22 protein-coding genes are annotated in these 21,529 nt (G+C 73.7%); 12 read left to right on the top strand and 10 right to left on the bottom strand.

Translation table 11 applies throughout. The annotated features are described in order from the left end of the window. Positions 1-7: 7 nt before the first annotated feature. Positions 8-1,474, bottom strand: a complete 1,467-nt coding sequence (yczR, locus tag ACQP60_RS20665) for a MocR-like transcription factor YczR (protein ID WP_429736486.1) — start codon at positions 1,472-1,474, stop codon at positions 8-10. Positions 1,475-1,534: 60 nt separating this feature from the next. On the opposite strand from yczR, the gene yczE reads away from it, so the two are divergent. Next, positions 1,535-2,440 carry a membrane protein YczE gene (gene yczE / locus ACQP60_RS20660; RefSeq protein WP_429736484.1) on the top strand — a complete coding sequence of 302 codons (906 nt, stop codon included), beginning with the start codon at positions 1,535-1,537 and terminating at the stop codon, positions 2,438-2,440. A gap of 258 nt (positions 2,441-2,698) precedes the next feature. Here yczE and ACQP60_RS20655 read toward each other — a convergent pair whose 3' ends face one another. Continuing rightward, positions 2,699-3,712, bottom strand: a complete 1,014-nt coding sequence (locus ACQP60_RS20655) for an aldo/keto reductase family protein (RefSeq protein WP_429736482.1) — start codon at positions 3,710-3,712, stop codon at positions 2,699-2,701. Positions 3,713-3,747: 35 nt separating this feature from the next. After that, a complete protein-coding gene (locus tag ACQP60_RS20650) occupies positions 3,748-4,362 on the bottom strand; it encodes a DUF3043 domain-containing protein (protein WP_429736480.1) in 615 nt (204 codons plus the stop codon). Between the two features lie 39 nt (positions 4,363-4,401). Between ACQP60_RS20650 and ACQP60_RS20645 the strand changes: the two genes are divergently transcribed. Together ACQP60_RS20645 and ACQP60_RS20640 are read left to right on the top strand one after the other, a co-directional pair. Further along, entirely contained in the window at positions 4,402-5,826 is a 1,425-nt protein-coding gene (locus ACQP60_RS20645; protein WP_429736478.1) for a dipeptidase, read from the top strand. 5 nt (positions 5,827-5,831) lie between these two features. After that, on the top strand, positions 5,832-6,671 hold the full coding sequence (locus ACQP60_RS20640) for a VOC family protein (protein WP_429736476.1): 840 nt from the start codon (positions 5,832-5,834) through the stop codon (positions 6,669-6,671). Between the two features lie 10 nt (positions 6,672-6,681). On the opposite strand, the gene ACQP60_RS20635 is transcribed toward ACQP60_RS20640, so the two are convergent. Then, positions 6,682-7,050 (bottom strand): Hpt domain-containing protein, encoded by a 369-nt coding sequence (locus ACQP60_RS20635; RefSeq protein ID WP_429736474.1) that lies wholly within the window; start codon positions 7,048-7,050, stop codon positions 6,682-6,684. Then, entirely contained in the window at positions 7,047-7,406 is a 360-nt protein-coding gene (locus ACQP60_RS20630) for a response regulator (protein ID WP_429736472.1), read from the bottom strand. Before ACQP60_RS20630 ends, ACQP60_RS20635 begins: the two co-directional genes overlap by 4 nt. A gap of 157 nt (positions 7,407-7,563) precedes the next feature. On the opposite strand from ACQP60_RS20630, the gene ACQP60_RS20625 reads away from it, so the two are divergent. From ACQP60_RS20625 to ACQP60_RS20615, 3 genes are read left to right on the top strand one after another with little or no spacing between them, the layout of a single operon-like run. After that, positions 7,564-10,548 carry a response regulator gene (locus ACQP60_RS20625; RefSeq protein ID WP_429736470.1) on the top strand — a complete coding sequence of 995 codons (2,985 nt, stop codon included), beginning with the start codon at positions 7,564-7,566 and terminating at the stop codon, positions 10,546-10,548. Further along, entirely contained in the window at positions 10,545-11,051 is a 507-nt protein-coding gene (locus ACQP60_RS20620; RefSeq protein ID WP_429736468.1) for a pyruvoyl-dependent arginine decarboxylase, read from the top strand. Before ACQP60_RS20625 ends, ACQP60_RS20620 begins: the two co-directional genes overlap by 4 nt. Further along, entirely contained in the window at positions 11,041-11,583 is a 543-nt protein-coding gene (locus ACQP60_RS20615; RefSeq protein WP_429736466.1) for a hypothetical protein, read from the top strand. Before ACQP60_RS20620 ends, ACQP60_RS20615 begins: the two co-directional genes overlap by 11 nt. Positions 11,584-11,604: 21 nt before the next feature. Here ACQP60_RS20615 and ACQP60_RS20610 read toward each other — a convergent pair whose 3' ends face one another. The 3 genes from ACQP60_RS20610 to nadA form a co-directional block, all read right to left on the bottom strand. Further along, positions 11,605-12,141, bottom strand: coding sequence for an acyl-CoA thioesterase (locus ACQP60_RS20610; RefSeq protein ID WP_429736506.1), 537 nt, complete (start codon positions 12,139-12,141; stop codon positions 11,605-11,607). Between the two features lie 89 nt (positions 12,142-12,230). Continuing rightward, entirely contained in the window at positions 12,231-12,830 is a 600-nt protein-coding gene (locus ACQP60_RS20605; protein WP_429736464.1) for a DJ-1/PfpI family protein, read from the bottom strand. 24 nt (positions 12,831-12,854) lie between these two features. Further along, positions 12,855-14,093, bottom strand: coding sequence for a quinolinate synthase NadA (gene nadA, locus ACQP60_RS20600; RefSeq protein ID WP_429736462.1), 1,239 nt, complete (start codon positions 14,091-14,093; stop codon positions 12,855-12,857). Positions 14,094-14,223: 130 nt separating this feature from the next. Between nadA and ACQP60_RS20595 the strand changes: the two genes are divergently transcribed. Then, complete coding sequence (locus tag ACQP60_RS20595; RefSeq protein ID WP_429736460.1) at positions 14,224-14,691, top strand: hypothetical protein; 468 nt, start codon at positions 14,224-14,226, stop codon at positions 14,689-14,691. A 115-nt stretch (positions 14,692-14,806) separates the two neighbouring features. After that, a complete protein-coding gene (locus ACQP60_RS20590) occupies positions 14,807-15,157 on the top strand; it encodes a HesB/IscA family protein (protein WP_416343171.1) in 351 nt (116 codons plus the stop codon). Positions 15,158-15,268: 111 nt separating this feature from the next. Here ACQP60_RS20590 and ACQP60_RS20585 read toward each other — a convergent pair whose 3' ends face one another. Both ACQP60_RS20585 and ACQP60_RS20580 read right to left on the bottom strand, forming a co-directional pair. Further along, entirely contained in the window at positions 15,269-15,511 is a 243-nt protein-coding gene (locus tag ACQP60_RS20585) for a sulfurtransferase TusA family protein (protein WP_429736457.1), read from the bottom strand. Positions 15,512-15,552: 41 nt separating this feature from the next. Beyond that, positions 15,553-16,746 carry a cysteine desulfurase family protein gene (locus ACQP60_RS20580; protein ID WP_429736455.1) on the bottom strand — a complete coding sequence of 398 codons (1,194 nt, stop codon included), beginning with the start codon at positions 16,744-16,746 and terminating at the stop codon, positions 15,553-15,555. A 369-nt stretch (positions 16,747-17,115) separates the two neighbouring features. On the opposite strand from ACQP60_RS20580, the gene ctaC reads away from it, so the two are divergent. The 4 genes from ctaC to ACQP60_RS20560 all read left to right on the top strand — a co-directional run bounded on the left by ctaC (position 17,116) and on the right by ACQP60_RS20560 (position 21,290). Then, the gene (gene ctaC / locus ACQP60_RS20575; protein WP_429736453.1) at positions 17,116-18,039 is read left to right on the top strand and encodes an aa3-type cytochrome oxidase subunit II; all 924 of its coding nucleotides are present in this window, start codon (positions 17,116-17,118) and stop codon (positions 18,037-18,039) included. Then, positions 18,039-19,859 carry an aa3-type cytochrome oxidase subunit I gene (gene ctaD / locus ACQP60_RS20570; RefSeq protein WP_429736451.1) on the top strand — a complete coding sequence of 607 codons (1,821 nt, stop codon included), beginning with the start codon at positions 18,039-18,041 and terminating at the stop codon, positions 19,857-19,859. The genes ctaC and ctaD overlap by 1 nt, the downstream gene beginning before the upstream one ends. After that, a complete protein-coding gene (locus ACQP60_RS20565) occupies positions 19,856-20,257 on the top strand; it encodes a cytochrome c oxidase subunit 4 (RefSeq protein ID WP_429736449.1) in 402 nt (133 codons plus the stop codon). The genes ctaD and ACQP60_RS20565 overlap by 4 nt, the downstream gene beginning before the upstream one ends. Before the next feature lie 199 nt (positions 20,258-20,456). Continuing rightward, positions 20,457-21,290 carry an SCO4651 family lipoprotein gene (locus tag ACQP60_RS20560; protein ID WP_429736447.1) on the top strand — a complete coding sequence of 278 codons (834 nt, stop codon included), beginning with the start codon at positions 20,457-20,459 and terminating at the stop codon, positions 21,288-21,290. Positions 21,291-21,529 lie beyond the last annotated feature (239 nt).

Below are 21,529 nucleotides of genomic sequence, written 5' to 3'. Positions count from 1 at the left end.
GGCGGCGTCAGGCCGGTGACACCTGCGCCCAGGCCCGGGCGAGCCGCGGCACCGCGGTGGCGAGCTGGTCGGGGTCGCGCGTGAAGGTCAGGCGCACCCGGTCGCGCGAGGACCGGTCCGGGGTGAACGCCGGGCCAGGAGTGACCAGGACGCCGTGGCGCACGGCGGCCGCCGCCAGCGCCTGCGCGAGCGGTCGGCCCAGGTCGGCCCACAGGCACAGCCCGCCCGCCGGTACGGGGACGCGCCAGCCGGGCAGGGCGTCGCGCACCAGCTCGACGAGCAGGTCGCGGCGCGCCCGCAGCTCGGCGACGCGGCCGGGCAGGATCGCGTCGGCGCGGCGCAACAGCTCCACGACGGCGAGCTGCTCGAGCACCGGAGTGGCGATGTCGGCCGACTCCCGCACGCGCGCCAGGCGGCGCACCACCTGGGGGTCGGCGCGCACCCAGCCGACCCGCACCCCGCCCCAGAACGACTTCGACGCCGACCCGATCGTCACGACGTGCGGGGAGGCGCCGTCGCCCGCGAACGGCTCGGGCACCCGCGACCCGGGGTCGAGGGCCAGGTCGGTGAGGGTCTCGTCGCCGACGACGGTCGTGCCCGTGCGGTCGGCGAGGTCGCGCACCGCCGCCCGCGCGTCGGCCGACATCGTGCTGCCCGTGGGGTTGTGGAAGTCCGGGACGAGGTAGACGAGCCGGGGCCGGGTGCGTCGTACCGCCGAGGCGAGCGTCTCGACGTCGCCGACGGGGACCCCGACCACCCGCCCGCCGAGCCGCCGCGTCGGCTCCAGGGCGTGGAAGTACGTGGGCGACTCGACGACGGTCGTCTCCCCACGCCCGACGTACGCCGCGGTGAGCACCGAGATCGCCTGCTGGGCGCCCGTGGTGACGAGGATCTGGTCCGGGGTGGTCGGCACGCCGCGCGCCGCGTAGCGCTCGGCGATCGCCGAGCGGAGCGCCTCGACGCCGAGATGGGCGTAGCCGCCGGTGGCGAGGTAGCCGGGCAGCACCTCCAGCGCCGCGGCGTACGCGTCGTGCAGGGCTGAGGTTGCCGAGGGTGTCGCCTGGGCGAGGTCGACGGGATCCTCGGGAGGCGCGTCGCCGGGCGGGTCCGTGGGCGCGTCGCCGGCCGCGACGGGCGCGCGTCCGCCGGTGCTGCCGGTGCCGCGGGGGAGCGTGGTGACCGTGCCCGAGCCGACGCGGCTCGCGAGGAATCCCAGCTCGCGCAGGCGGGCGTAGGCGCCGGACGTGGTCGTGCGGGAGACCCGCAGGGCCGCCGCCAGCTCCCGCTCGCTGGGGACCCGGGTGAGCGGCGGGAGGCTCCCGGAGAGCACCGCGGCGCGCAGGGCGTCCGCGAGGGCGAGGTAGGCGGGCCCGCCCGCGCGCCAGTCGCCGAGGAGGCGCGCGGTGGCCGCGGGGGAGAGCTGCCGGACGGCGGGCGGAGCGGACGTGGCGGAGGGTGGGGAGACGACGGTCACGGGGCCACTGTCGGCCCAATGGATATGGATTGCAAGGCCATTGACGGGGAAGGTGGGAGCATGAGCACGACCGCCCGCCCCGTCCGCCGTCCGTCCCGCCGGCTCTCGCGCCGCCTGCCTCGCGGCCCGCTGCGCCGGCAGGCGGCACGCAGCCTGCGACCGGGCGCGCCCCGGGCCGCGTCCGTCGCGATGCCCGAGACCGCGGGGACCACCGCGACCGCCGCCGTGCCCGCGGCGATGCCCTGGGGCCCCGTCCGTCGCGGGACGCAGCTCGTCCTCGGGCTGCTGGCCTTCACGTGGTCGATGGCGATGATGCTGCACGCGGGCCAGGGCGGCATGCCGTGGGACGTGCTGCACCAGGGTCTGGTGCGCAGCACGGGCCTGGGGTTCGGCACGGTCGTCGCGCTGACGTCCGTGCTCGTGCTGCTCGCCTGGGTCCCGCTGCGCCAGCGCCCCGGCATCGGCACGGTGGCGAACGTCGCCGTCATCAGCCTGGCGATCGGCCCCTGCCTCACGTTCACGGCGTGGCTCGTGCCCGACCCGGGCCCGGTCGCCCGGATCGCGCTCGCCGTCGGCGGCATCGTCCTCAACGGCGTGGCGACCGCCGCCTACATAGGGGTGCGGCTCGGCCCGGGCCCGCGCGACGGGCTCATGACCGGCCTCGTGCAGCGCAGCGGCGCGTCGGTGCGGCTCGTGCGCACCGGCATCGAGGTCGTCGTTGTGCTGGCCGGCATCCTGCTCGGCGGGACGTTCGGCTGGGCCACGGTGGCCTTCGCGCTGGGCGTCGGCCCCGTGGTGCAGGCGACCGTGCGCTGGCGCTGGCTGGTGCCGACCGGGCTCACGGGGACGGTCGCACCAGCGGCGCGGACGGCACGCCCGACGCCGACGGACGCCGACCTCGCACGGCGCGGTCGGGAGATCTCCCGCGCACTCGACACGATCTCCCGGGAGCATCGGGACGGTTGACGGCCTTCCGTCACGTGCTGGAAGGCACTTCGCGGCGGTAGAAGGTGGCGGAGTCGTCGTAGCCCAGCGCCTGGTAGAAGTCGCCCGCCCGGCGGCTGGCGAGCGACACGTAGGCCGCGCCGCGCCGTCGGCGCGGGCGGACCGGATCGTCGGAGAGGACACGGCGGCACCGTAGCGCTGACGTCACGGTGGGTCGGCGTCCCGTCTCAGGACGACGACCCACCGCTGCGGCGGTCCCTCCCGGGACGGTCGTCGCGGTCAGGCGACGCGGGTCTTCGGGGCGTTCTCCGCGGTCTTGGCCGGGTCACGGACGACGACGCCGCCCAGCACGTCGTCGATCCTCGCCATGAGCTCGGCCGGGATGGTCACGCCGGAGGCCTTGACGTTCTCCGCGACCTGCTCGGGCCGGGACGCGCCGACGAGGGCCGCCGCGACGTTGTCGTTCTGCAGCACCCACGCGACGGCGAGCTGCGCCATCGACAGGCCGAGCTCGTCCGCGACGGGCCGCAGGCTCTGCACGCGGGTCAGCACGTCGTCGTCGAGGAACCGCTGGATGCTCCGCGCGCCGCCCTTCTCGTCGGTCGCGCGCGACCCGGCGGGCAGCGGCTGCCCGGGCACGTACTTCCCGGACAGCACGCCCTGCGCCATCGGCGACCAGACGATCTGCGACAGGCCGCACTCCTTCGAGGCCGGGACGACCTCGTCCTCGATGACGCGCCACAGCATGGAGTACTGCGGCTGGGAGGAGATGAGCTGGAACCCGAGGTCCTTCGCCAGGGCCGCGCCGGCGCGGATCTGGTCCGCCGTCCACTCGGAGACGCCGATGTACAGGGCCTTGCCCTGGCGGACGATGTCGGCGAACGCCTGCATCGTCTCCTCGAGCGGGGTCTCGGTGTCGTAGCGGTGCGCCTGGTAGAGGTCGACGTAGTCCGTGCCGAGCCGCTTCAGGGAGCCGTTGATCGACTCCATGACGTGCTTGCGCGACAGGCCCGTGTCGTTGGGGCCGCCCGGACCGGTCGGCCAGTACACCTTGGTGAAGATCTCGAGCGACTCGCGCCGCTCGCCCGCGAGGGCGTCGCCGAGCACCTGCTCGGCCTTCGTGTTCGCGTAGACGTCCGCCGTGTCGAACGTCGTGATGCCCGCGTCCAGCGCCGCGCGCACGCACTGCGTCGCGACGTCGTTCTCGACCTGCGAGCCGTGGGTGAGCCAGTTGCCGTAGGTGATCTCGGAGATCTTCAGACCGCTGTTGCCGAGGTACCGGTAGTTGACCATGCGCCCAGCCTAGGCATGACCGCAGGTCGGGGCGGTCACTCCGGCCAGACGCCGTGCTTCTTCGACGACGGCTTCGGCAGGCGCGAGCGGCGGATCTGGAACGCGCGCATGACGGCGTACATCATCGTGCCCTTCGGCACGTCGCCGAACTTGGCCCGCAGCCGCTTGCGGAGGCCGCGCCACAGCAGGAAGGCGTCCGCGATGGTGACCAGCACGACGGCGTACAGGAGCATGAGGACGAGCCCTGCCAGCGTCACGTTGTTCATCACGAAGAAGTTCAGGACGATGAACACGAACGCGACCGGCAGGAAGAACTCGCCGAGGTTCCAGCGCGCGTCCACGTAGTCGCGCACGTAGCGCTTGAGCGGCCCCTTGTCGCGCGGCGGCAGGTGGCGCTCGTCGCCGGTCTGCATCGCCTTGTACTCGAGGTTGCGCTGCTCGCGCGCCTTCTCCCGCGCCGCCTTGGACGCCGCCTTGCGGTCGTTCGGCACCAGGGGCCGCTTGTTGGCGGCCTCGGACACGCTGCGCTTGGGGGTGGGTCGCCCCTTGCCGGCGGGCGCGCCGGCCTGCTCGATCTCGGCGGCCGCGTCGACGGGGTCGGTGGAGTCGGGGGACGACGGCGTCGCGTCGGACTTGTTGCGGGAGAACACGCTCCCAGGGTAGTCGAGCGCGCGGGTAGCGTGAGCCGCGTGACCGACACCCACGCCACCTCCTCGAACGCCCCTGACTCCGACGACGCCACCACCCTGCGCGCGCACGTCGAGCGGCAGTTCCCCGCCCTGCAGGCCGACCTCGAGCGCCTCGTGCGCATCCCGAGCGTCTCCGCCGCGGCCTTCGACCAGGCGCACGTCGCGGCGAGCGCCGACGCCGTCGCGGCCCTGCTGCGCGACGCGGGGCTGCCCGACGTGCGGATCCTGCGCTCGGACCGCCCCGACGGGACGCCAGGGGCGCCCGCCGTCGTCGCCCGCCGCCGGGCGCCCGAGGGGGCGCCGACCGTGCTGCTGTACGCGCACCACGACGTCCAGCCGCCCGGCGACGCGGCCGCGTGGGCGACCGATCCGTTCGAGCCGGTCCAGGTGGGCGAGCGGCTGTTCGGCCGCGGCGCCGCGGACGACAAGGCGGGGCTCGTCGCGCACGTCGGTGCCCTGCGCGCCCTGGCCGCCCTCGCGGAGGAGGACGGCGCGGAGCTGCCCGTCGGCATCACGGTCTTCGTCGAGGGCGAGGAGGAGTCGGGGTCCCCGAGCTTCCGCCAGTTCCTCGCCGACCACCGCGAGCTGCTCGCGGCGGACGTCATCGTGGTCGCCGACTCCACCAACTGGAAGGTCGGCGTGCCGGCCCTCACCACGTCGCTGCGCGGCCTGGTCGACGGCGTCGTCGAGGTCGAGGTGCTGGGCCACGCGGTGCACTCGGGCATGTTCGGCGGCCCGGTGCTCGACGCGAACACCCTGCTGGCCCGGCTGGTCGCCACCCTGCACGACGACGAGGGGAACGTCGCGGTGCGCGGCCTGGTGAGCGCGCCCGAGCCGGAGGTCGACTACGACCAGGCCGCGTTCCGCGCCGACGCCTCGGTGCTCGACGGCGTGACGCTCGCGGGCGAGGGCACCATCGCCGGGCGGCTGTGGGCGAAGCCCGCGCTCTCCGTGATCGGCATCGACGCCACGAGCGTCGCGCACGCGTCCAACACGATCGCGCCCCGCGCGGCCGCGAAGCTGTCGCTGCGCATCCCGCCGGGGCAGGACCCGCAGGCGGCGGAGGACGCGCTGCGCGCCCACCTGGAGGCGCACGCCCCGTTCGGGGCGCGCGTCACGTGGCGGCCGGGCGAGCAGGGGCGCGCGTTCCACGCGGCGGGCGACTCCGCGGCGATGCGCGCGGCCCGCTCGGCGTTCGCGTCCGCCTGGGGCACGGACCCGGTGGACATCGGCGTCGGTGGCTCCATCCCGTTCATCGCCGACCTGCTCGAGTTCTTCCCGGAGGCCGCCGTGCTCGTCACCGGCGTGGAGGACCCGGACTCCCGCGCGCACGGCGCCGACGAGTCGGTGCACCTGGGCGAGCTCCGCAAGGTCGTCCTCGCCGAGGCGCTCCTGCTGCGCCGGGTGGCGGCCGGGGAGAGCTGAGAGAGGTGGACGGCGGCACGGGAGGAGGCACGGCAGGAGGCCCCGCGGGCGACGCGTTCGACGACGCGGCGGAGCGGGCGTTCCTCGTTGCGCTGCTCCCGTGCGGCGACTCGGAGGCCGACCAGGACGCGATGGTCGCGTTCTGGTCGGCGCTCGGCCTCGAGGTGACGTACCGGCAGCGCCGGCCCTACCGGGTCGTGTCGTTCGGTCGCGGCGGCATCCAGCTGCAGTACTACGGCATGCCGGGCTGGGACCCCGAGCTGAGCCACTCCACCTGCGTGGTCGTGGTCCCGGACACCGAGCCCGTCTACGAGACGTTCGCGGCAGGCCTGCGCTCCCTCTACGGCCGCCTGCCGGCGTCGGGGGCGCCGCGGGTGACGCGCCCGCGCCGACGCGCCAACAACGCGGGCCTCGCCGGGTTCAGCCTCGTCGACCCCGCGGGCAACTGGGTCCGGGTCACGCGCGCGCCCGACCCGGGGACCGAGTTCGCCACCGGTGAGGGCGGGACGGCGACATGGACCCCCGGTGGTGGCGGCGCGCTCGCGCGGGCCACCGAGAACGCCGTCGTGCTGGCCGACTCGAAGGACGACGTCGCCCAGGCGCGCCGGGCGCTGAGCGGCGCCGTCCGCCGGGCGCGCCGTGGCGAGACGCCGCCCGCGCCCGGCGAGCTCGCACCGGCGCTCGCCTACCTCGCGGAGCTCGCCGTCCGCGCCGGGGACCCCCTCGCGGCACGTGACCTGCTGACGGAGCTGGAGGCGCTCGCGGCCGGGACGGGGGAGGCGGACGAGGCCGTCCGCGCCGCCGCCGCGGAGGCCCGTGCCACCGTGGCCGACGCGATCCCCTGACCGGGGCCCGTCAGTCCGTCCCGGCCTCCGACCGCAGGACGTCGAGCGGACCCCGGACGTCGGTGTCGCCGCCCGCGCCGAGCGCCGACTCGAGCCGCGTGGCGGCCTCGGACAGCCCGAGCTGCCCGAAGGTCGCCGCCGAGCCGGCCACCGTGTGGCAGAGCCGCATCGCCTCCTCGCGCGCAGCGTCGTCGAGGGCGGCGGGCGGCGCCGTCAGCAGCTCGGTGAGCCGGCGGGCGCGCCCGCGGTTGCGCTCACGTGCGCGGCGCGCGAGCGCGGCGAGCGCGTCGTCGATCCGGACGTCGTCGAGCGCCGCGCCCTCGTCGCCCTCCTGCCTGGCGCCGGGCCCTCCGCCCGGCGATCCGGGTGCCGCCGTCACTCGTCCCACCCGAGCAGGGAGGCGAGCTCGGCGGACAGAAGCAGGGGGTCGAACGGCTTGGTGAGCACGCCGGTGGCGCCGAGGCCGTCGAGCCGGGAGATGTCCTGGTTGCCGACCTTCGCCGTGAGGAACACGACGGGGATCTCGCGGAGCTCCGGGACGTCGCGCAGCCGGCCGAGCACGGTCGGTCCGTCGTGGACGGGCATCATCACGTCGAGGAGGATCGCGTCCGGCCGGACGCGACGCGCCACGTCCAGCCCGGCCGTCCCGTCCGCCGCCGTGTGCACCTCGTGCCCCCCGACGGCGGACAGCGCGACCGCCGCCACCTCACGGATCGACGCATCGTCGTCGATCACCACCACGCGTCGGCCCCCCGTCGCCACGTGCCGTGCCTCCAGTCTGCGCCGTCCAAGATCGCCACGACGCTACCTCCCGACGGCTGCGGACGCTCTTCGTCGCCCCGGTCGCCCGTCAGGAGGGCGAGACGGGCGAACCTCTCCTACTCTCGGGCCCATGGGGGGCAGGCGACAGGCGACGGCTCGAGCGCACGCGGTGTTCGTCCGCTGGTGCTGGGTCGCGGCGCTGTTCGCGCTGACCCTGGTGGTACTCCTGGCGGGTCCCCTGGAGCAACCGGTGCAGGCCGCGATCTCCCGCGGCGCCATCGCGGCCGCGGGCGTGGTCGCGGCGCTCAGCTGCGGCTGGCGCGCAGCACGGTCGACCGGACGTCGGCGGCGTGCGTGGGGGCTGCTGTCGCTCGGGGGCGCGGTCGGCCTCCTCGGCAACGTGTACGCGGTCGTGGTCGGCGACCCGGAGACCGGTGACACGGCGTACATCGCGGCCCTCCTCCTCGGCGTCGTGGGCATGGCGCTCTTCCCGACCGTCCGGCCGCGCGGGCGCGAGCTGGTGCGCATGCTCCTCGACAGCGTCGTGGTCGGGGGGTCGGTCCTCTACATCGCGGTGTTCAGCGTCGCCCTGGGCGCCGGTGGCGCGGGCAGCGCCGACGCCGAGCCCGCCCTCACCGCCTACGCGCTGCCCGTCGTGGACGCGCTGCTCGCGACCCTCGCCGTCCTCGTCCTCACCCGGTCCCCGGCCGCCGAGCGCGTGCCGCTCGGGCTCGTGGGCATCGGGTTCGTGCTGTACGCGGTCGCCGACGTCGCGTTCGCGCTCCTGACGGCGGGGGGCGGCTTCAGCTTCGGCAGCCCGGTCGACGTCGGGTGGGTGGGCGGCTACCTCGCCATCGCCGTCGCCGCGCGGCACCCTGCGGCGTCCGGAAGCCCGGTCGCCGCGCCCCGGACCGACGGGTCGCCCGTGCTCGGCACGACCGTGACGTTCGGGCTCTTCCTGGCGGCCGCCCTCACGCGGGTCTGGCAGTCGGGCGAGGACAGCGGCATCTCCCGGGTGGCGAACGCGCTGTGGGTGGCCGTCCTCGTCGCCGTCGCGGTACGGCAGATCCTCGTGGTCGTCGACAACGAGTCGTTGCGCGGCGGGCTGGAACGTCGCGTGGAGGAGCGCACGGCGCAGCTGCGGGCCCTGGCGAGCGAACGGGAGCGGACTCTCGAGTCCGTCGCCGACGGCATCTACGGGGTCGACTCCGACGGCCGCGTCACCTTCGTCAACGACGCCGGCGCCCGGACGCTGGGCGTGGCGGCCGGCGACCTCGTGGGGCTCGACGCGCACGACACGTTCCACGCGCCCGCCGAGGACGGCACCCCCTACCCCGCCGCGGGCTGCTACATCGCCGAAGCCCTGCGGGAGGGTCTCACCGCGACCGCCGAGCAGGACGTCTACCGGCGCCCGGACGGCAAGGACGTGCCGGTCGAGGTCGCCGCGAGCCCGCTGCGCACCGACGGCGCGGTGAGCGGCGCGGTCGTGGTGTTCCGTGACATCTCCGAACGTCGGGAGGTGGAGCGCATCAAGGACGAGTTCGTGTCGGTCGTGAGTCACGAGCTGCGCACCCCGCTCACCTCGATCCGCGGTGCGCTGGGGCTCCTCGACAGCGGCGTCCTGGATCGGTCGTCCGACCAGGCCGCCCGCATGGTGCGCATCGCCCTCACGAGCAGCGAACGCCTGGGGCGGCTCGTGGACGACATCCTCGACGTCGAGCGCATGGACGCGGGAACGGCACAGCTCGAGCTCGCCGAGCATCCGCTCGGGGAGCTCGTCGCGGCGGCGACCGAGCAGGTGTCGATCCAGGCCGACGACGCCGGAGTGGTGCTGTCGTCGGACGGCAGCGCCGAGCTCGTCCGGGTCGACGGCGAACGCATCGTGCAGACGCTGACGAACCTGCTGAGCAACGCGGTGAAGTTCTCGCCTCGCGGGCGCACCGTCCGGGTGACGGCGCGGCCCGTCGCGGACGTGGTCGAGGTGCGGGTCGACGACGACGGACGCGGGATCCCGCCGGACAAGCTCGAGGCGGTCTTCCGGCGCTTCGAGCAGGTCGACGCCTCGGACGCACGCGAGCGGGGCGGCACGGGGCTGGGTCTCGCCATCGCCCGCAGCATCGTCGAGCGGCACGGCGGGCGGATGTGGGCCCTGAGCGACGGCGAGGGCCACGGGTCCAGCTTCCGGATGACGTTGCCGCGTGTGCTCGTGCCCGCACCGTCGAGCGACGACGCACCCGTCGCGGCACCCGGCCCCCCGGTGACGGATCCTGCGCCACGGCCCGGCTCCGTGCCCGAGGCCGCCGGCGTCGCGCCGGACACCCGGGTCGTCGTCGTCGACGACGACCCGTACGTCGTCGACGTGCTGCGCTCCGTGCTGGAGGCCCGGGGGTACGCCGTGGTGGGGGTGACCGACGGCCGCGCGGCGCTCGACGCCGTCGAGGCGGAGCACCCCGCCGCGATCGTGCTCGACCTGGCGATGCCCGGGACCGGCGGCGCCGAGGTGCTCCGACGCCTGCGCCGCTCCGCGGCGACCGCCGAGCTGCCGGTCGTCGTGGTGTCGGGCACGGCTGCGTCGGCGGCGCGCGAGACCGCGGCGCTCGCGGACGGCTGGCTCGTCAAGCCCGTCGACCCCGCGGAGCTCGCGGCGACCGTCCGCGACATGATCCGGTGGCGCCCCCACCACGAGCGCGTCCTCGTCGTCGAGGACGACGACGACCTCCGGGCCGTCCTCACCACCGTGCTGGAGAGCGCGGGCCTGAGAGTGACGCCCGCGGGCGACCTCGCCGAGGCACGCCACGCCCTCGCGGACGGGCCGGAACCCCACCTGGTGCTCCTCGACCTGCGCCTGCCGGACGGCACGGGGCACGACCTCGTCGCGGACCTGCGGCGTCGTGGTCGCCTGCACAGGACGCCGCTCGTCGTCTACTCGGGGGCCGACGTCGACGCCCACGAGCGGGAGGAGCTTCGTCTGGGCAGTACCGTCTTCCTGTCCAAGGGGCGGCAGGCGCCGGACGCGGTGCTGCGGCCCGTGCTGGACCTCCTGGACGCGGCCGCAGGCCGCGCCGCCGGCTCCTCCGCCCACCATCAGCCCCGACCTACCTCAGGAACGCCGTGACCCAGCCCTTGACCATCCGTGTGAGCGCCGGCACCGGGACGGGCCGCACGACGCTCGCCGCCTTCGACGCGGCCCTCGTCGCCGCCGGTGTGGGCGACTTCAACCTCGTCCGCCTGAGCTCCGTCGTCCCGCCGGGCAGCGAGGTCCTGGAGGTGGACGGCCGCGACCAGCTCCAGGGCGAGCACGGCGACGCGCTGTACTGCGTGTACGCCGCCGGTTTCGCCTCTCTGCCGGGTCATGAGGCGTGGGCGGGCGTCGCGTGGTCGCGACGTGACGACGGCAGCGGCGCCGGGCTCTTCGTCGAGCACGACGGCCCGTCGCACGAACAGGTCGCCACCGACCTCACGCACAGCCTGGAGGACCTGTCCGCGACCCGTGGGGGCGCGTACCGCCACGAGGGCCGGCGGATCGCGGGACTGACCTGCGCGACCCTGCCCGTCTGCGCCGTGGTCGTGGCGACGTTCCGTCGGGCCGGGTGGGAGGATCTGGGCCGTGCGCGCTGACGTCAGTTTCGAGCCGACCGTCGCGGGCGACACCGCGGAGAGGTTCTGGGAGCTCTATCTCACGGCCTTCGAGCCGCTGCGCACCCGTGCCGCGGCACGGCACGTGCTGCATCGTGCGGAGTTCGACGAGGAGATGCGCGACCCGCGCATCCTCAAGCTCCTCGCCCACGACTCGCGGGGGGAGGCCGTCGGCCTCACGACGCTGGCGACCGACCTCGCCGCGGTGCCGTGGGTGAGCCCGGAGTTCTTCGCGGAGCGCTACCCCGAGCACGCCGCGCGCGGGGCGATCTGGTACATCGGTTTCACCCTCGCCCACCCCGGCCGGCGCTCCACCCGGACGTTCATGGACATGATCGACGCTCTCGTCGCCCACCTCGCCGAGCACCGCGTGGTCTGCGCGTACGACGTCTCCCGCTTCAACGACGACTCGCTACGGTTCGCGGACAACCTGCGCCGCCGCCTGGAGCGCACCCAGGACGTCACGGTGGAGACGGTGGACCGCCAGACGTACTACGCGACGACGTTCCACTGACGCGGGCGGGCCGCCGCGCCCTCAGACCCAGTCCGGGTCCCGGTGCGCGACGTCGAGCGCCCTGGCCCAGGCGGCGACGTCGTCGGGCAGGTCCGGGCTCTGCACCGGGGCCTCCGGTCCCATGAGCGCGACGACGTCCGGCGCGGGGATGCGCGCGTTCCCCGGGCCGAGGAAGCGGCCGGCCACGTAGCCGCGTCCGTAGAGCTGCCCGCGGCAGGTGAAGACCTGCTCGATGTAGATCACGCGCTCGTCCCAGCCGAGCACGCGCGTGGTGATCTCGAACCGGTCGCCGAGCTTCAGCGAGCGCTTGTAGGTCATCGTCGACGCCGCGACCACCGGGTACCACTTGCGGTCGCCGATCTTGGCGAAGCCGTCGAGGTCGGCGATGAAGTTCGACCGCGCCACGTCCATCATCTGCAGGTACGAGCCGTTGTTGACGTGCAGGTACAGGTCGAGGTCGCCGGGGTGCACGCGCATGCGCGTCACGGAGGGGTCGAGCAGGCCCCGGCCGGGCACCGGCTTGCGGGGGCGCAGGGACGCCCAGGTGAGCTGGATCATTCGAGTCACCCGCGCAGGCTATATCGGCAACCGCCGGTATCAGGTACCTGAGGGGCCGCGGTGCGTGTCGGGCGCGTGCCGGGCGCGCGTCACACCGGGGGAGCCGGGTCGTACTGGATCCCGCGCCGCACGCCGCGGGCGGCCTCCGGCGACTCCAGCCGCGCCACCAGGTGCAGCGCCATGTCGATCCCGGCCGAGACCCCGGCCGCCGTCACGACGTCGCCGTCGTCGACGAACCGCGCCTCGGTGTCCACGACGACGCTCGGGTCGATCTCGGCCAGCTCGTCGTAGTGGTCCCGGTGCGTCGTCGCCGGCCGCCCGGCCAGCAGGCCCGCGGCCGCGAGGACCAGGGCGCCCGTGCACACGCTCGCGAGGACCGGCGTCTGCAGGCGCACCTGCCGCAGCCACTCGAGGTGGGTGGGGTCGGCGACCATCGCGCGGGTGCCCCAGCCGCCCGGGTAGACGAGCACGTGCAGGGGGCCGACGTCGTCGGCGGAGTGCGCGGGCACGAGCCGCAGCCCTTTCGCCAGGCGCACCCCGTCCCCGTCCCGCGAGAAGGTGCTCACGTGCGGCTTGAGGGCGGAGTGCTCCGCCCAGGCGGCCAGCACCTCGAACGGCCCGACGACGTCCAGCTCCTCCGCGTCGTCGAACACGAAGATGCCGATGTGGAGCCCGCCGTCGGTGGTCATGCCTTCTCCTGCGTCGTCGGGTCGTCAGATCCCGGGGAGCGCCAGCATCTGGTCGAGCGCCACGCGGGCCCAGTGCGCGTCGTCGGCGTCGACCACGATCCGGTTGACCACGCGCCCCTCGACCAGCGACTCCATCGCCCACACGAGGTGCGGCAGGTCGATGCGGTTCATGGTCGAGCAGAAGCACACGGTCGAGTCCAGGTAGTGCACCTGCTTGTCCGGGTGGGCCTTGGCGAGGCGGCGCACCAGGTTCAGCTCGGTGCCGATCGCCCAGGCGCTGCCGGGCTCGGCGGCGTCCAGGGCCTTGATGATGAACTCGGTCGAGCCCACCTCGTCCGCCGCGGTGATCACCTCGTGCTTGCACTCCGGGTGGGCCATCACGGTCACCCCGGGCACCTTCGCGCGCACGTCCTCGACGTTGCGCGCCGAGAACCGCCCGTGCACCGAGCAGTGCCCGCGCCACAGGATCATGCGCGCGTCGCGCAGCTGCTGCTCGGTGAGTCCGCCCAGCGGCTTGCGCGGGTCGTAGACCACGCAGTCGTCCAGGCTCAGGCCGAGCTGGAGGACGGCGGTGTTGCGGCCCAGATGCTGGTCCGGGAGGAACAGCACCTTGCCGGTGCCCTCTACGCCGCCGACGCGGTCGAACGCCCAGCGCAGGGCCACCTGCGCGTTCGACGACGTGCACACGGTGCCGCCGTGGCGGCCCGTGAAGGCCTTGATCGCCGCGGAGGAGTTCATGTAGGTGACGGGCACCGTGTCGTCGGCGATCCCGACGTCCTGCAGCACCGCCCAGGCCTCCTCGACCTGGCCGATCTCGGCCATGTCCGCCATGGAGCAGCCCGCGGCCAGGTCGGGCAGCACGACCTGCTGCGCGTCCGAGGTGAGGATGTCGGCGCTCTCCGCCATGAAGTGCACGCCGCAGAACAGGACGAACTCCGCCTCGGGGCGGGCGGCGGCCTCGCGCGCCAGCTTGAACGAGTCGCCGGTGACGTCGGCGAAGTCGATGACCTCGTCGCGCTGGTAGTGGTGGCCGAGCACGAACGCCCGGTCGCCCAGCGCGGCGCGCGCGGCGCGGGCCCGCTCCACCAGGTCCGGGTCGGACGGCGACGGCAGCGCCCCGGTGCACTCGACGCCCCGCTCGGAAGCGAGGTCGCGGCCCTGGCCGAGGAGCAGCAGCGCGGAAGGTGCGGGCTCGGCGAAGCCGGTCGTGGTGCCGGTCGTGGTGCCCGCGATGTCGTTCAGCAGGGTGGTCACCCGCCTCATATTTCCACAGCGTCCACCCGCGCCGCGCCGTGCGTCCGCTCCCACGGCGTCCACCCGCGCCGCGCCGTGCGTCCGCTCCGACACCGCCCGGGCGCGGTGCGCCGTGCCGCGGGTGTGCCACGATCGCGGGATGCAGGTGCTGCTCTGCGTCGGCGAGGACGCCGACCCCCTGGCCCGCGCGATCGCGACGGCGTGGCGCGAGGCCGCGCCGTCGTGCGACGTCACGACCGTCGTCCTGCCCGAGGCCGCGCCGGCCGGCGAGGCGCCCGCGGGCGTGTTCGTCCCGCTCGCGGCGCTCGGGCTGGCGAGCGTCGCGGTGCCGGAGGACGGGCCGCTGGCAGGGCAGGCGGCGGCGTCCGACCTCGTGGTCGTGCACGTGCCCGCGCTGGACGGCACGACCCTGCGCGAGGGGAGGGTCGCCGCCGCCGTGGCGGCCGCCGCGCCGCACGCCGTGCCGGTCGTCGTCCTCGCCGGGCGCAACGAGGTCTCGCGCCGGGAATGGTCCGGCGCCGGCGTGAGCGGCGTGCACGAGACCGGGGCCGACGTCGTGGCCGCGACCGGCCGGGTCGCGCGGACGTGGGCGCCGTCCTGGGCCTGAGGGTCACGACCGGCCCGAGGGACGCGGCGGCGCACCTGTGAGCCGCGTCATCGCGCTCCCGGAATTCGCGCGTAGGATCGGGAACAGCCGTACCGGTCCGCCTGTTGGAGGAAGCATGACCGACACCACCGAGATCGCCACGCACGGCGTGGACCTGTCCGACGTCGCCGCCGACAAGGTCCGCAGCCTCCTCGAGCAGGAGGGCCGCGACGACCTGCGTCTGCGTGTGGCCGTCCAGCCCGGCGGCTGTTCCGGCCTGATCTACCAGCTGTACTTCGACGAGCGTCTCCTCGACGGGGACGCGCTGCGCGACTTCGACGGCGTCGAGGTCGTCGTGGACCGCATGAGCGTGCCCTACCTCGAGGGCGCGAAGATCGACTTCGCGGACACCATCGAGAAGCAGGGCTTCACGATCGACAACCCGAACGCCGGCAGCTCCTGCGCCTGCGGCGGTTCCTTCAGCTGAACCAGCGCTGAACCGCTGAGCGACCTCGACGGCCCGGCCGCCCCACCACGGGGCGGCCGGGCCGTCGTCGTGCCGGGGCGGTCCGGCCTGCACGTCGGGAATCGGTCGGGGTCAGGCGGAGGTGCCGAGCCGCACGGTGATCGACCAGGTGGTCGCTCCGCCCGCGCCCTGCGCCTCCCCGTCCTCGCCGACGGTCGTGTGCCCGCGCATCCGGGCCCACGCGGGCACGTCGTGGCGGGCCGCCGGGTCGGTCGACAGCACGGTGACGAGCGTTCCGGCGGGCAGGTCGCGGGCTGCCGCGGCCAGCCGGATGACGGGCAGCGGGCAGCGCAGGCCGCGGGCGTCGACCACCACCACGGCATCCGCGCCGCCTCCGCTCGCCGCGTCGCCCGCGCTCACAGTCCCGCCACCCCGAGCACGTCGCGCACGCGTCGCACGGCCTCCGGCAGGACGGCGAGGAACCGGTCGACGTCGTCCTCGGTGGTCGACCGGTCGAGGGCGATCCGCACGTTGCCGTGCGTGAGCACCCCCATCGCGGCGAGCACGTGGGAGGGCTCCAGGGTGCTGGCGGTGCAGGCCGAGCCGGAGCCGACGGCGAAGCCGGCCCGGTCGAGCTCCGTCACCAGGGCCTCGCCGTCCACGTACAGGCAGGAGAACGTCACGACGTGGGGGAGCCGGTCGTCCGGGTCGCCCACCACCTCGACGTCGGGCACGGCGGCCACGGCGGACCGCACCCGCTCCGTGAGGCGGCGTCGCCGGGCGTCCTCGGCGGCCCGGTCGGCGACCGTGGCCTGGAGGGCGACGGCGGCGGCGAACGCGACGGGCACGCTCACTCCGCCCGGGGCCCACGGGTCCGCGTCCTCCGGCTCGGGCGGCACGGCCCGGACGCGCTGGCGCACGGCGAGCACGCCCACCCCGGCCGGGCCACCCCAGTCGGCCGGGTGCGCGGCGAGGAGGTCCCAGGCGTCGGGCACGACGTCGTGGCCCAGCGATGCGCCCGCGTCCACGAGCAGCGGCACCCCGGCCGCGCGGGCAGCGTCGTGCACGGCACCCAGCGGCTGTCGCGTGCCCACCTCGCCGTTGGCGTGCTGGAGCGCGGCGAGCGCGACGCCCCGGCGCGCGACCCTGCCCGCGAAGGTGTCGGCGTCGACCCGGCCGTGGTGGTCGACGTCGACCACCGCACGCTCGCCCCCGTGCGTCCGTGCGGCGGCCTCCGCCGCGTGCAGCACCGCCGCACGCTCGGTGGCGCCGACGACGACGTCCCCGCCCGCGCGCCGCCGGGCCCGCGCGGTGCCCGCCAGGGCGTCGCGCAGGGCGGCCGCGTGGCTGGGGGTGAAGCGCACCTCCTCGGTACGCGCGCCCAGGACGGTGGCGACCGCCTCCCGTGCGCCGTCGAGGAGCCTGGCCGCCCGGCGGCCCTCGGTGTGCAGGCGGTGCGGGTCGGCCCAGCCGTCGTCGAGGGCCTGGAGGAGGGCCTGCCGGGCCAGCGGGTGCAGCGGCGCGCCGCCGCCGTTGTCGAGGTGCACCCGCGCGCCGGCGGGCGCTGCCACGGGGGAGTGGTTCCCGGGGGGGTCGGTGGTGTCGGTCACAGGCGTGCTCCGGGGGACGGCGTGCGTCCCGACGCCGCGCCCGGGCGGTGTCGGGCGGGCGCGGGAGGCGCGCCCGGGGCACGATCGTGCCATCTTCGCGGCCTCGGGGACGGATCGGCAGGGGTCGCGGACCGCGCCGACGTTCTGACACTCGAGGGGATCGATCTGACACTCTCCGGGGGTTCGTGTGCAAGAAGGAGATGTGGACGTCCCGTGCGGAAAGAGTCACGCCCCGAGGGGGCTTTTGCGGCGTCGAACCTGCTCCGGGCGCGCTAGGCTGCACTTCATCGAGGACGAAGGTCCTGTCCGCGTGCCTGTTGCCCAGAGGGGCCGTGGCGGTCGGGCGGGACGTGACGTGAAAGGCCTCCCTTGCACTCGAAGAGCCCCACCCGCACCCGGCGGGTCATCCTGCGCGCGACGGCGATCGCCGGCGCTGTCGCCGTGTTGGCCTCCGGCTGTGCCAGCGACTCCGTCAAGCGCGGATACCTGCCCGGCTACAGCGACGGGGAGGTGACCAACCAGACCGAGCGAATCACCAACCTCTGGGTCGGCTCCTGGATCGCTGCGCTGATCGTCGGTGTGATCACGTGGGGCCTCATGCTGTGGTGCGTCGCGGCGTACCGCAAGCGTCGGGACGACCACCAGCTCCCCATCCAGACGCGCTACCACATGCCGCTCGAGATCATGTACACGGCCGTGCCGACGATCATGATCCTCGTCCTGTTCTTCTACACGGACCGCGACATGTCGGCGGTGCAGGACACCAGCGCCGAGCCGGACGTGAACATCCAGGTCATCGGCAAGCAGTGGAGCTGGGACTTCAACTACCTGGACTCCGACGTCTACGACTCCGGGCAGCACCTGCTCGACGTCGGCGGCCAGACGGTCGACGACGAGGTGGACGGCGCCCCGGGCACGTCGAAGGACGTCCCGACGCTGTACCTGCCGGTCGACAAGACGGTCGAGTTCACGCTGGACTCCCGCGACGTCATCCACTCGTTCTGGATCCCGGCGTTCCTGTACAAGCAGGACATGATCCCGGGCCGCACCAACACCTTCCAGGTCACCCCGACCCGTGAGGGCACGTACGCCGGCAAGTGCGCCGAGCTCTGCGGCGAGTTCCACTCCGGGATGCTCTTCAACGTCAAGGTCGTGTCGGAGGCGGAGTACGAGGCCCACATGGCGGACCTCAAGGCCGCGGGGCAGACCGGCGAGCTGGGGCTCGACCTGAACCGCCAGCAGCACGACGCGAACTTCCCGATGGAAGACACCCTCCCGGAGGTCGAGAACTGATGGCGGCCACGACTGCCCCCGCGCACGACGTCGAGGTCATCCCCGGACTCGCGCCGAAGCGCCAGAACCTCGGTCGCACCGTGGTCAAGTGGATCACCTCCACCGACCACAAGACGATCGGGTACATGTACCTCATCACGTCGTTCGCGTGGTTCGCGATCGGCGGCGTCCTGGCCCTGCTGATCCGCGCCGAGCTCTTCATGCCCGGCCTGCAGGTGGTGCAGAGCAAGGAGCAGTACAACCAGCTGTTCACGATGCACGGCACGATCATGCTGCTGCTGTTCGCGACGCCGCTGTTCGCCGGCTTCGCCAACGTGATCATGCCCCTGCAGATCGGTGCGCCCGACGTCGCGTTCCCGCGGCTCAACATGTTCGCCTACTGGCTGTTCCTCTTCGGCGGCCTCATCGCGGGCGCGGGCTTCTTCACCCCGCAGGGCGCCGCGTCGTTCGGCTGGTTCGCGTACGCACCGTTGTCGAACACGACGTTCAGTCCAGGGCTAGGCGGGGACCTCTGGGTGTTCGGCCTCGCGCTGGCGGGCTTCGGCACCATCCTCGGTGCCGTCAACTTCATCACCACGATCATCACGATGCGCGCGCCGGGCATGACCATGTTCCGGATGCCGATCTTCACGTGGAACACGCTCGTCACGAGCCTGCTGATCCTCATGGCGTTCCCGCCGCTGGCCTCCGCGCTGTTCGCGCTGGGCGCCGACCGCCGCCTCGGCGCGCAGGTCTTCAACCCCGAGAACGGCGGGGCGATCCTCTGGCAGCACCTGTTCTGGTTCTTCGGGCACCCCGAGGTGTACATCATCGCGCTGCCGTTCTTCGGCATCGTGTCGGAGATCTTCCCGGTGTTCAGCCGCAAGCCGATCTTCGGCTACAAGGGCCTGATCTACGCGACGATCGCGATCGCAGCGCTGTCCGTGACGGTGTGGGCGCACCACATGTACGTCACCGGCGCGGTGCTCCTGCCGTTCTTCGCCTTCATGACGATGCTCATCGCCATCCCGACCGGTGTGAAGTTCTTCAACTGGATCGGCACGATGTGGCGCGGGAAGCTCACGTTCGAGACACCGATGCTGTGGTCGATCGGCTTCCTCGTGACGTTCCTCTTCGGCGGCCTGACCGGCATCATCCTGTCGAGCCCCGCCCTGGACTTCCACCTGTCCGACTCGTACTTCGTCGTGGCGCACTTCCACTACGTGGTCTTCGGCACCGTGGTCTTCGCGATGTTCGCCGGCTTCTACTTCTGGTGGCCGAAGTTCACGGGGCGGATGCTCAACGAGCGTCTCGGCAAGGTCCACTTCTGGCTGCTGTTCGTCGGCTTCCACATGACGTTCCTCATCCAGCACTGGCTGGGCGTGGAGGGCATGGCCCGTCGCTACGCCGACTACATGCCCGAGGAGGGCTTCACCTGGGAGAACCAGGTGTCGACCATCGGCGCGTTCATCCTGGCGGCGTCCACCCTGCCGTTCCTGTGGAACGTCTACACGACCTGGCGCAACGCGCCGAAGGTCACCGTCGACGACCCCTGGGGCTACGGCCGCTCGCTCGAGTGGGCCACCAGCTGCCCGCCGCCGCGGCACAACTTCACCTCGCTGCCGCGGATCCGCTCCGAGTCGCCGGCCTTCGACCTGCACCACCCCGAGGTCGCGGCGATGGAGCAGGCGCCCGGTCACGGCCCGCTGGTCCAGGTCTTCGGTGACCCGGAGCGCCAGGGCCACCAGCAGCTCGTCGAGGAGCGTCGCGACAGCGCGCAGTCGTCGGCCGCCCAGTCCACCACCACCGTGATCGACGACGAGGAGGAGAACCGCAAGTGAAGATCGAGATCAAGCTCTTCCTGTTCCTCGCCCCGTTCTTCGTCCTGGTCGGCGTGGCGTACGGCATCTTCACGGGCTTCGAGGAGCCGGTCGGCTACCTCGGCATCCCGCTCGTCGGCGCGCTGGTCGCCATGGTGGGCGCCTACCTCGCGCTGACGGCCCGCCGCATCGACCCCCGTCCGGAGGACGACGAGGAGGGGGAGATCGAGCAGGGTGCCGGCGACCAGGGCGTGTACTCGCCGTGGAGCTGGTGGCCGCTCGTCATCGCCGGCGCTGCCGCGGTCGCGTTCCTCGGGCTCGCCGTGGGCTGGTGGGTTCTCTACATCGGCTTCATCCTCGGCATTATCGGTCTGGTCGGCTGGGTCTTCGAGTTCAGCCGCGGGCAGCACGCCCACTGATTCTCCGAGTTCGACGACGGCCCCCTCACGCATCGCGTGAGGGGGCCGCTGTCGTCTCCCGGGCACCGCCGCCGGGAGTCGACGGGGGAGCCACGGGACACGGATCGACAACGATCGACGCCCCGGACGTCCGACCGGCCCACGGCGCGACGTGCCCCGTGATGCAATGACACCTCACGATTCCCTGAGAAGGAGCATCATGCGCGTCCCCCAGAAGTCCGTGGCCCTGGCATCGGCGGGTCTCGTCGCCCTCGCCCTGAGCGCCTGCGGCAGCGACGACCCCACGGCCCCCGCAGCCGGGGAGACCGCGGGCGAGGAGCAGGCGGCGGAGATCACGACGGTCTCGACGATGACCGACCTCGCCGCGCAGATGCAGGCGGCGCAGGAAGAGGCGTCGAGCGCGCACATGGAGCTGACGTACTCGGGCGCGCTCGCCGAGTCGGCGGGGATGACCGACAGCGTCACCACGGCCGACGTCGCGTACGGCCCGACGTTCGACGAGACGACCATGCAGATGTCCATGGCGGTCATGGGCATGGACATGGACATCGTGCTGCTCGACGGCACGATCTACCTGTCCATGGGGGAGATGACCCAGGGCAAGTACCTGTCGATGACCGCTGAGGACATGGCGGCGGACCCCGCCCTCGCCGGCACGATCGACTCGATGGAGTCGATGGACTCCGCGTCGCAGGCCGAGGCGATGGCTGACGCCGTCACCTCGTTCGAGCACACGGGCAGCGAGACCGTCGACGGTGTCGAGACGCAGGTCTACACGGCCACGATCGACCCCGCCAAGGTGAAGGACGGCACGGCCGGCATCGACGCGTCCACCGCCGACCAGCTCGGCGAGATCTCCGCGGTCTACAAGGTGGACCCGCGAGGCCTGCCCGTGGAGGCCGACATCACGATGGACGTCGAGGGTCAGGAGATGGTCGTCGAGTCCACGTTCAGCAAGTGGGGCGAGCCGGTCGACGTGCAGGCGCCCGCCGACGAGGACGTCGTCCCGTATGCGGAGTTCGGCCAAGGCTGAGCGGCTCCGGCGGCGCTCGAGCAGCGCCAGCGACGAGCGAGATCCCGAGCGGACGCCGACGCGACAGGGCCCCGCACGCAGCGCGTGCGGGGCCCTGTGCCTGCCTGGGCGCCCCTGAGAGGGCACGCCTGGTCAGATGCGGTGAGAGACGCCGGTCGGGGCCGTCAGGCGGGGACGATGAGTCCGGCGGTCTGGGTGCGGGCGCGCTGCAGGCGGGCGGCGACGTCCTGCCAGTTCGC

This window comes from Isoptericola variabilis (assembly GCF_050311655.1).
Taxonomy (GTDB): Bacteria; Actinomycetota; Actinomycetes; order Actinomycetales; family Cellulomonadaceae; genus Isoptericola; species Isoptericola variabilis.
This window is presented reverse-complemented; position numbering and strand designations above follow the sequence as displayed.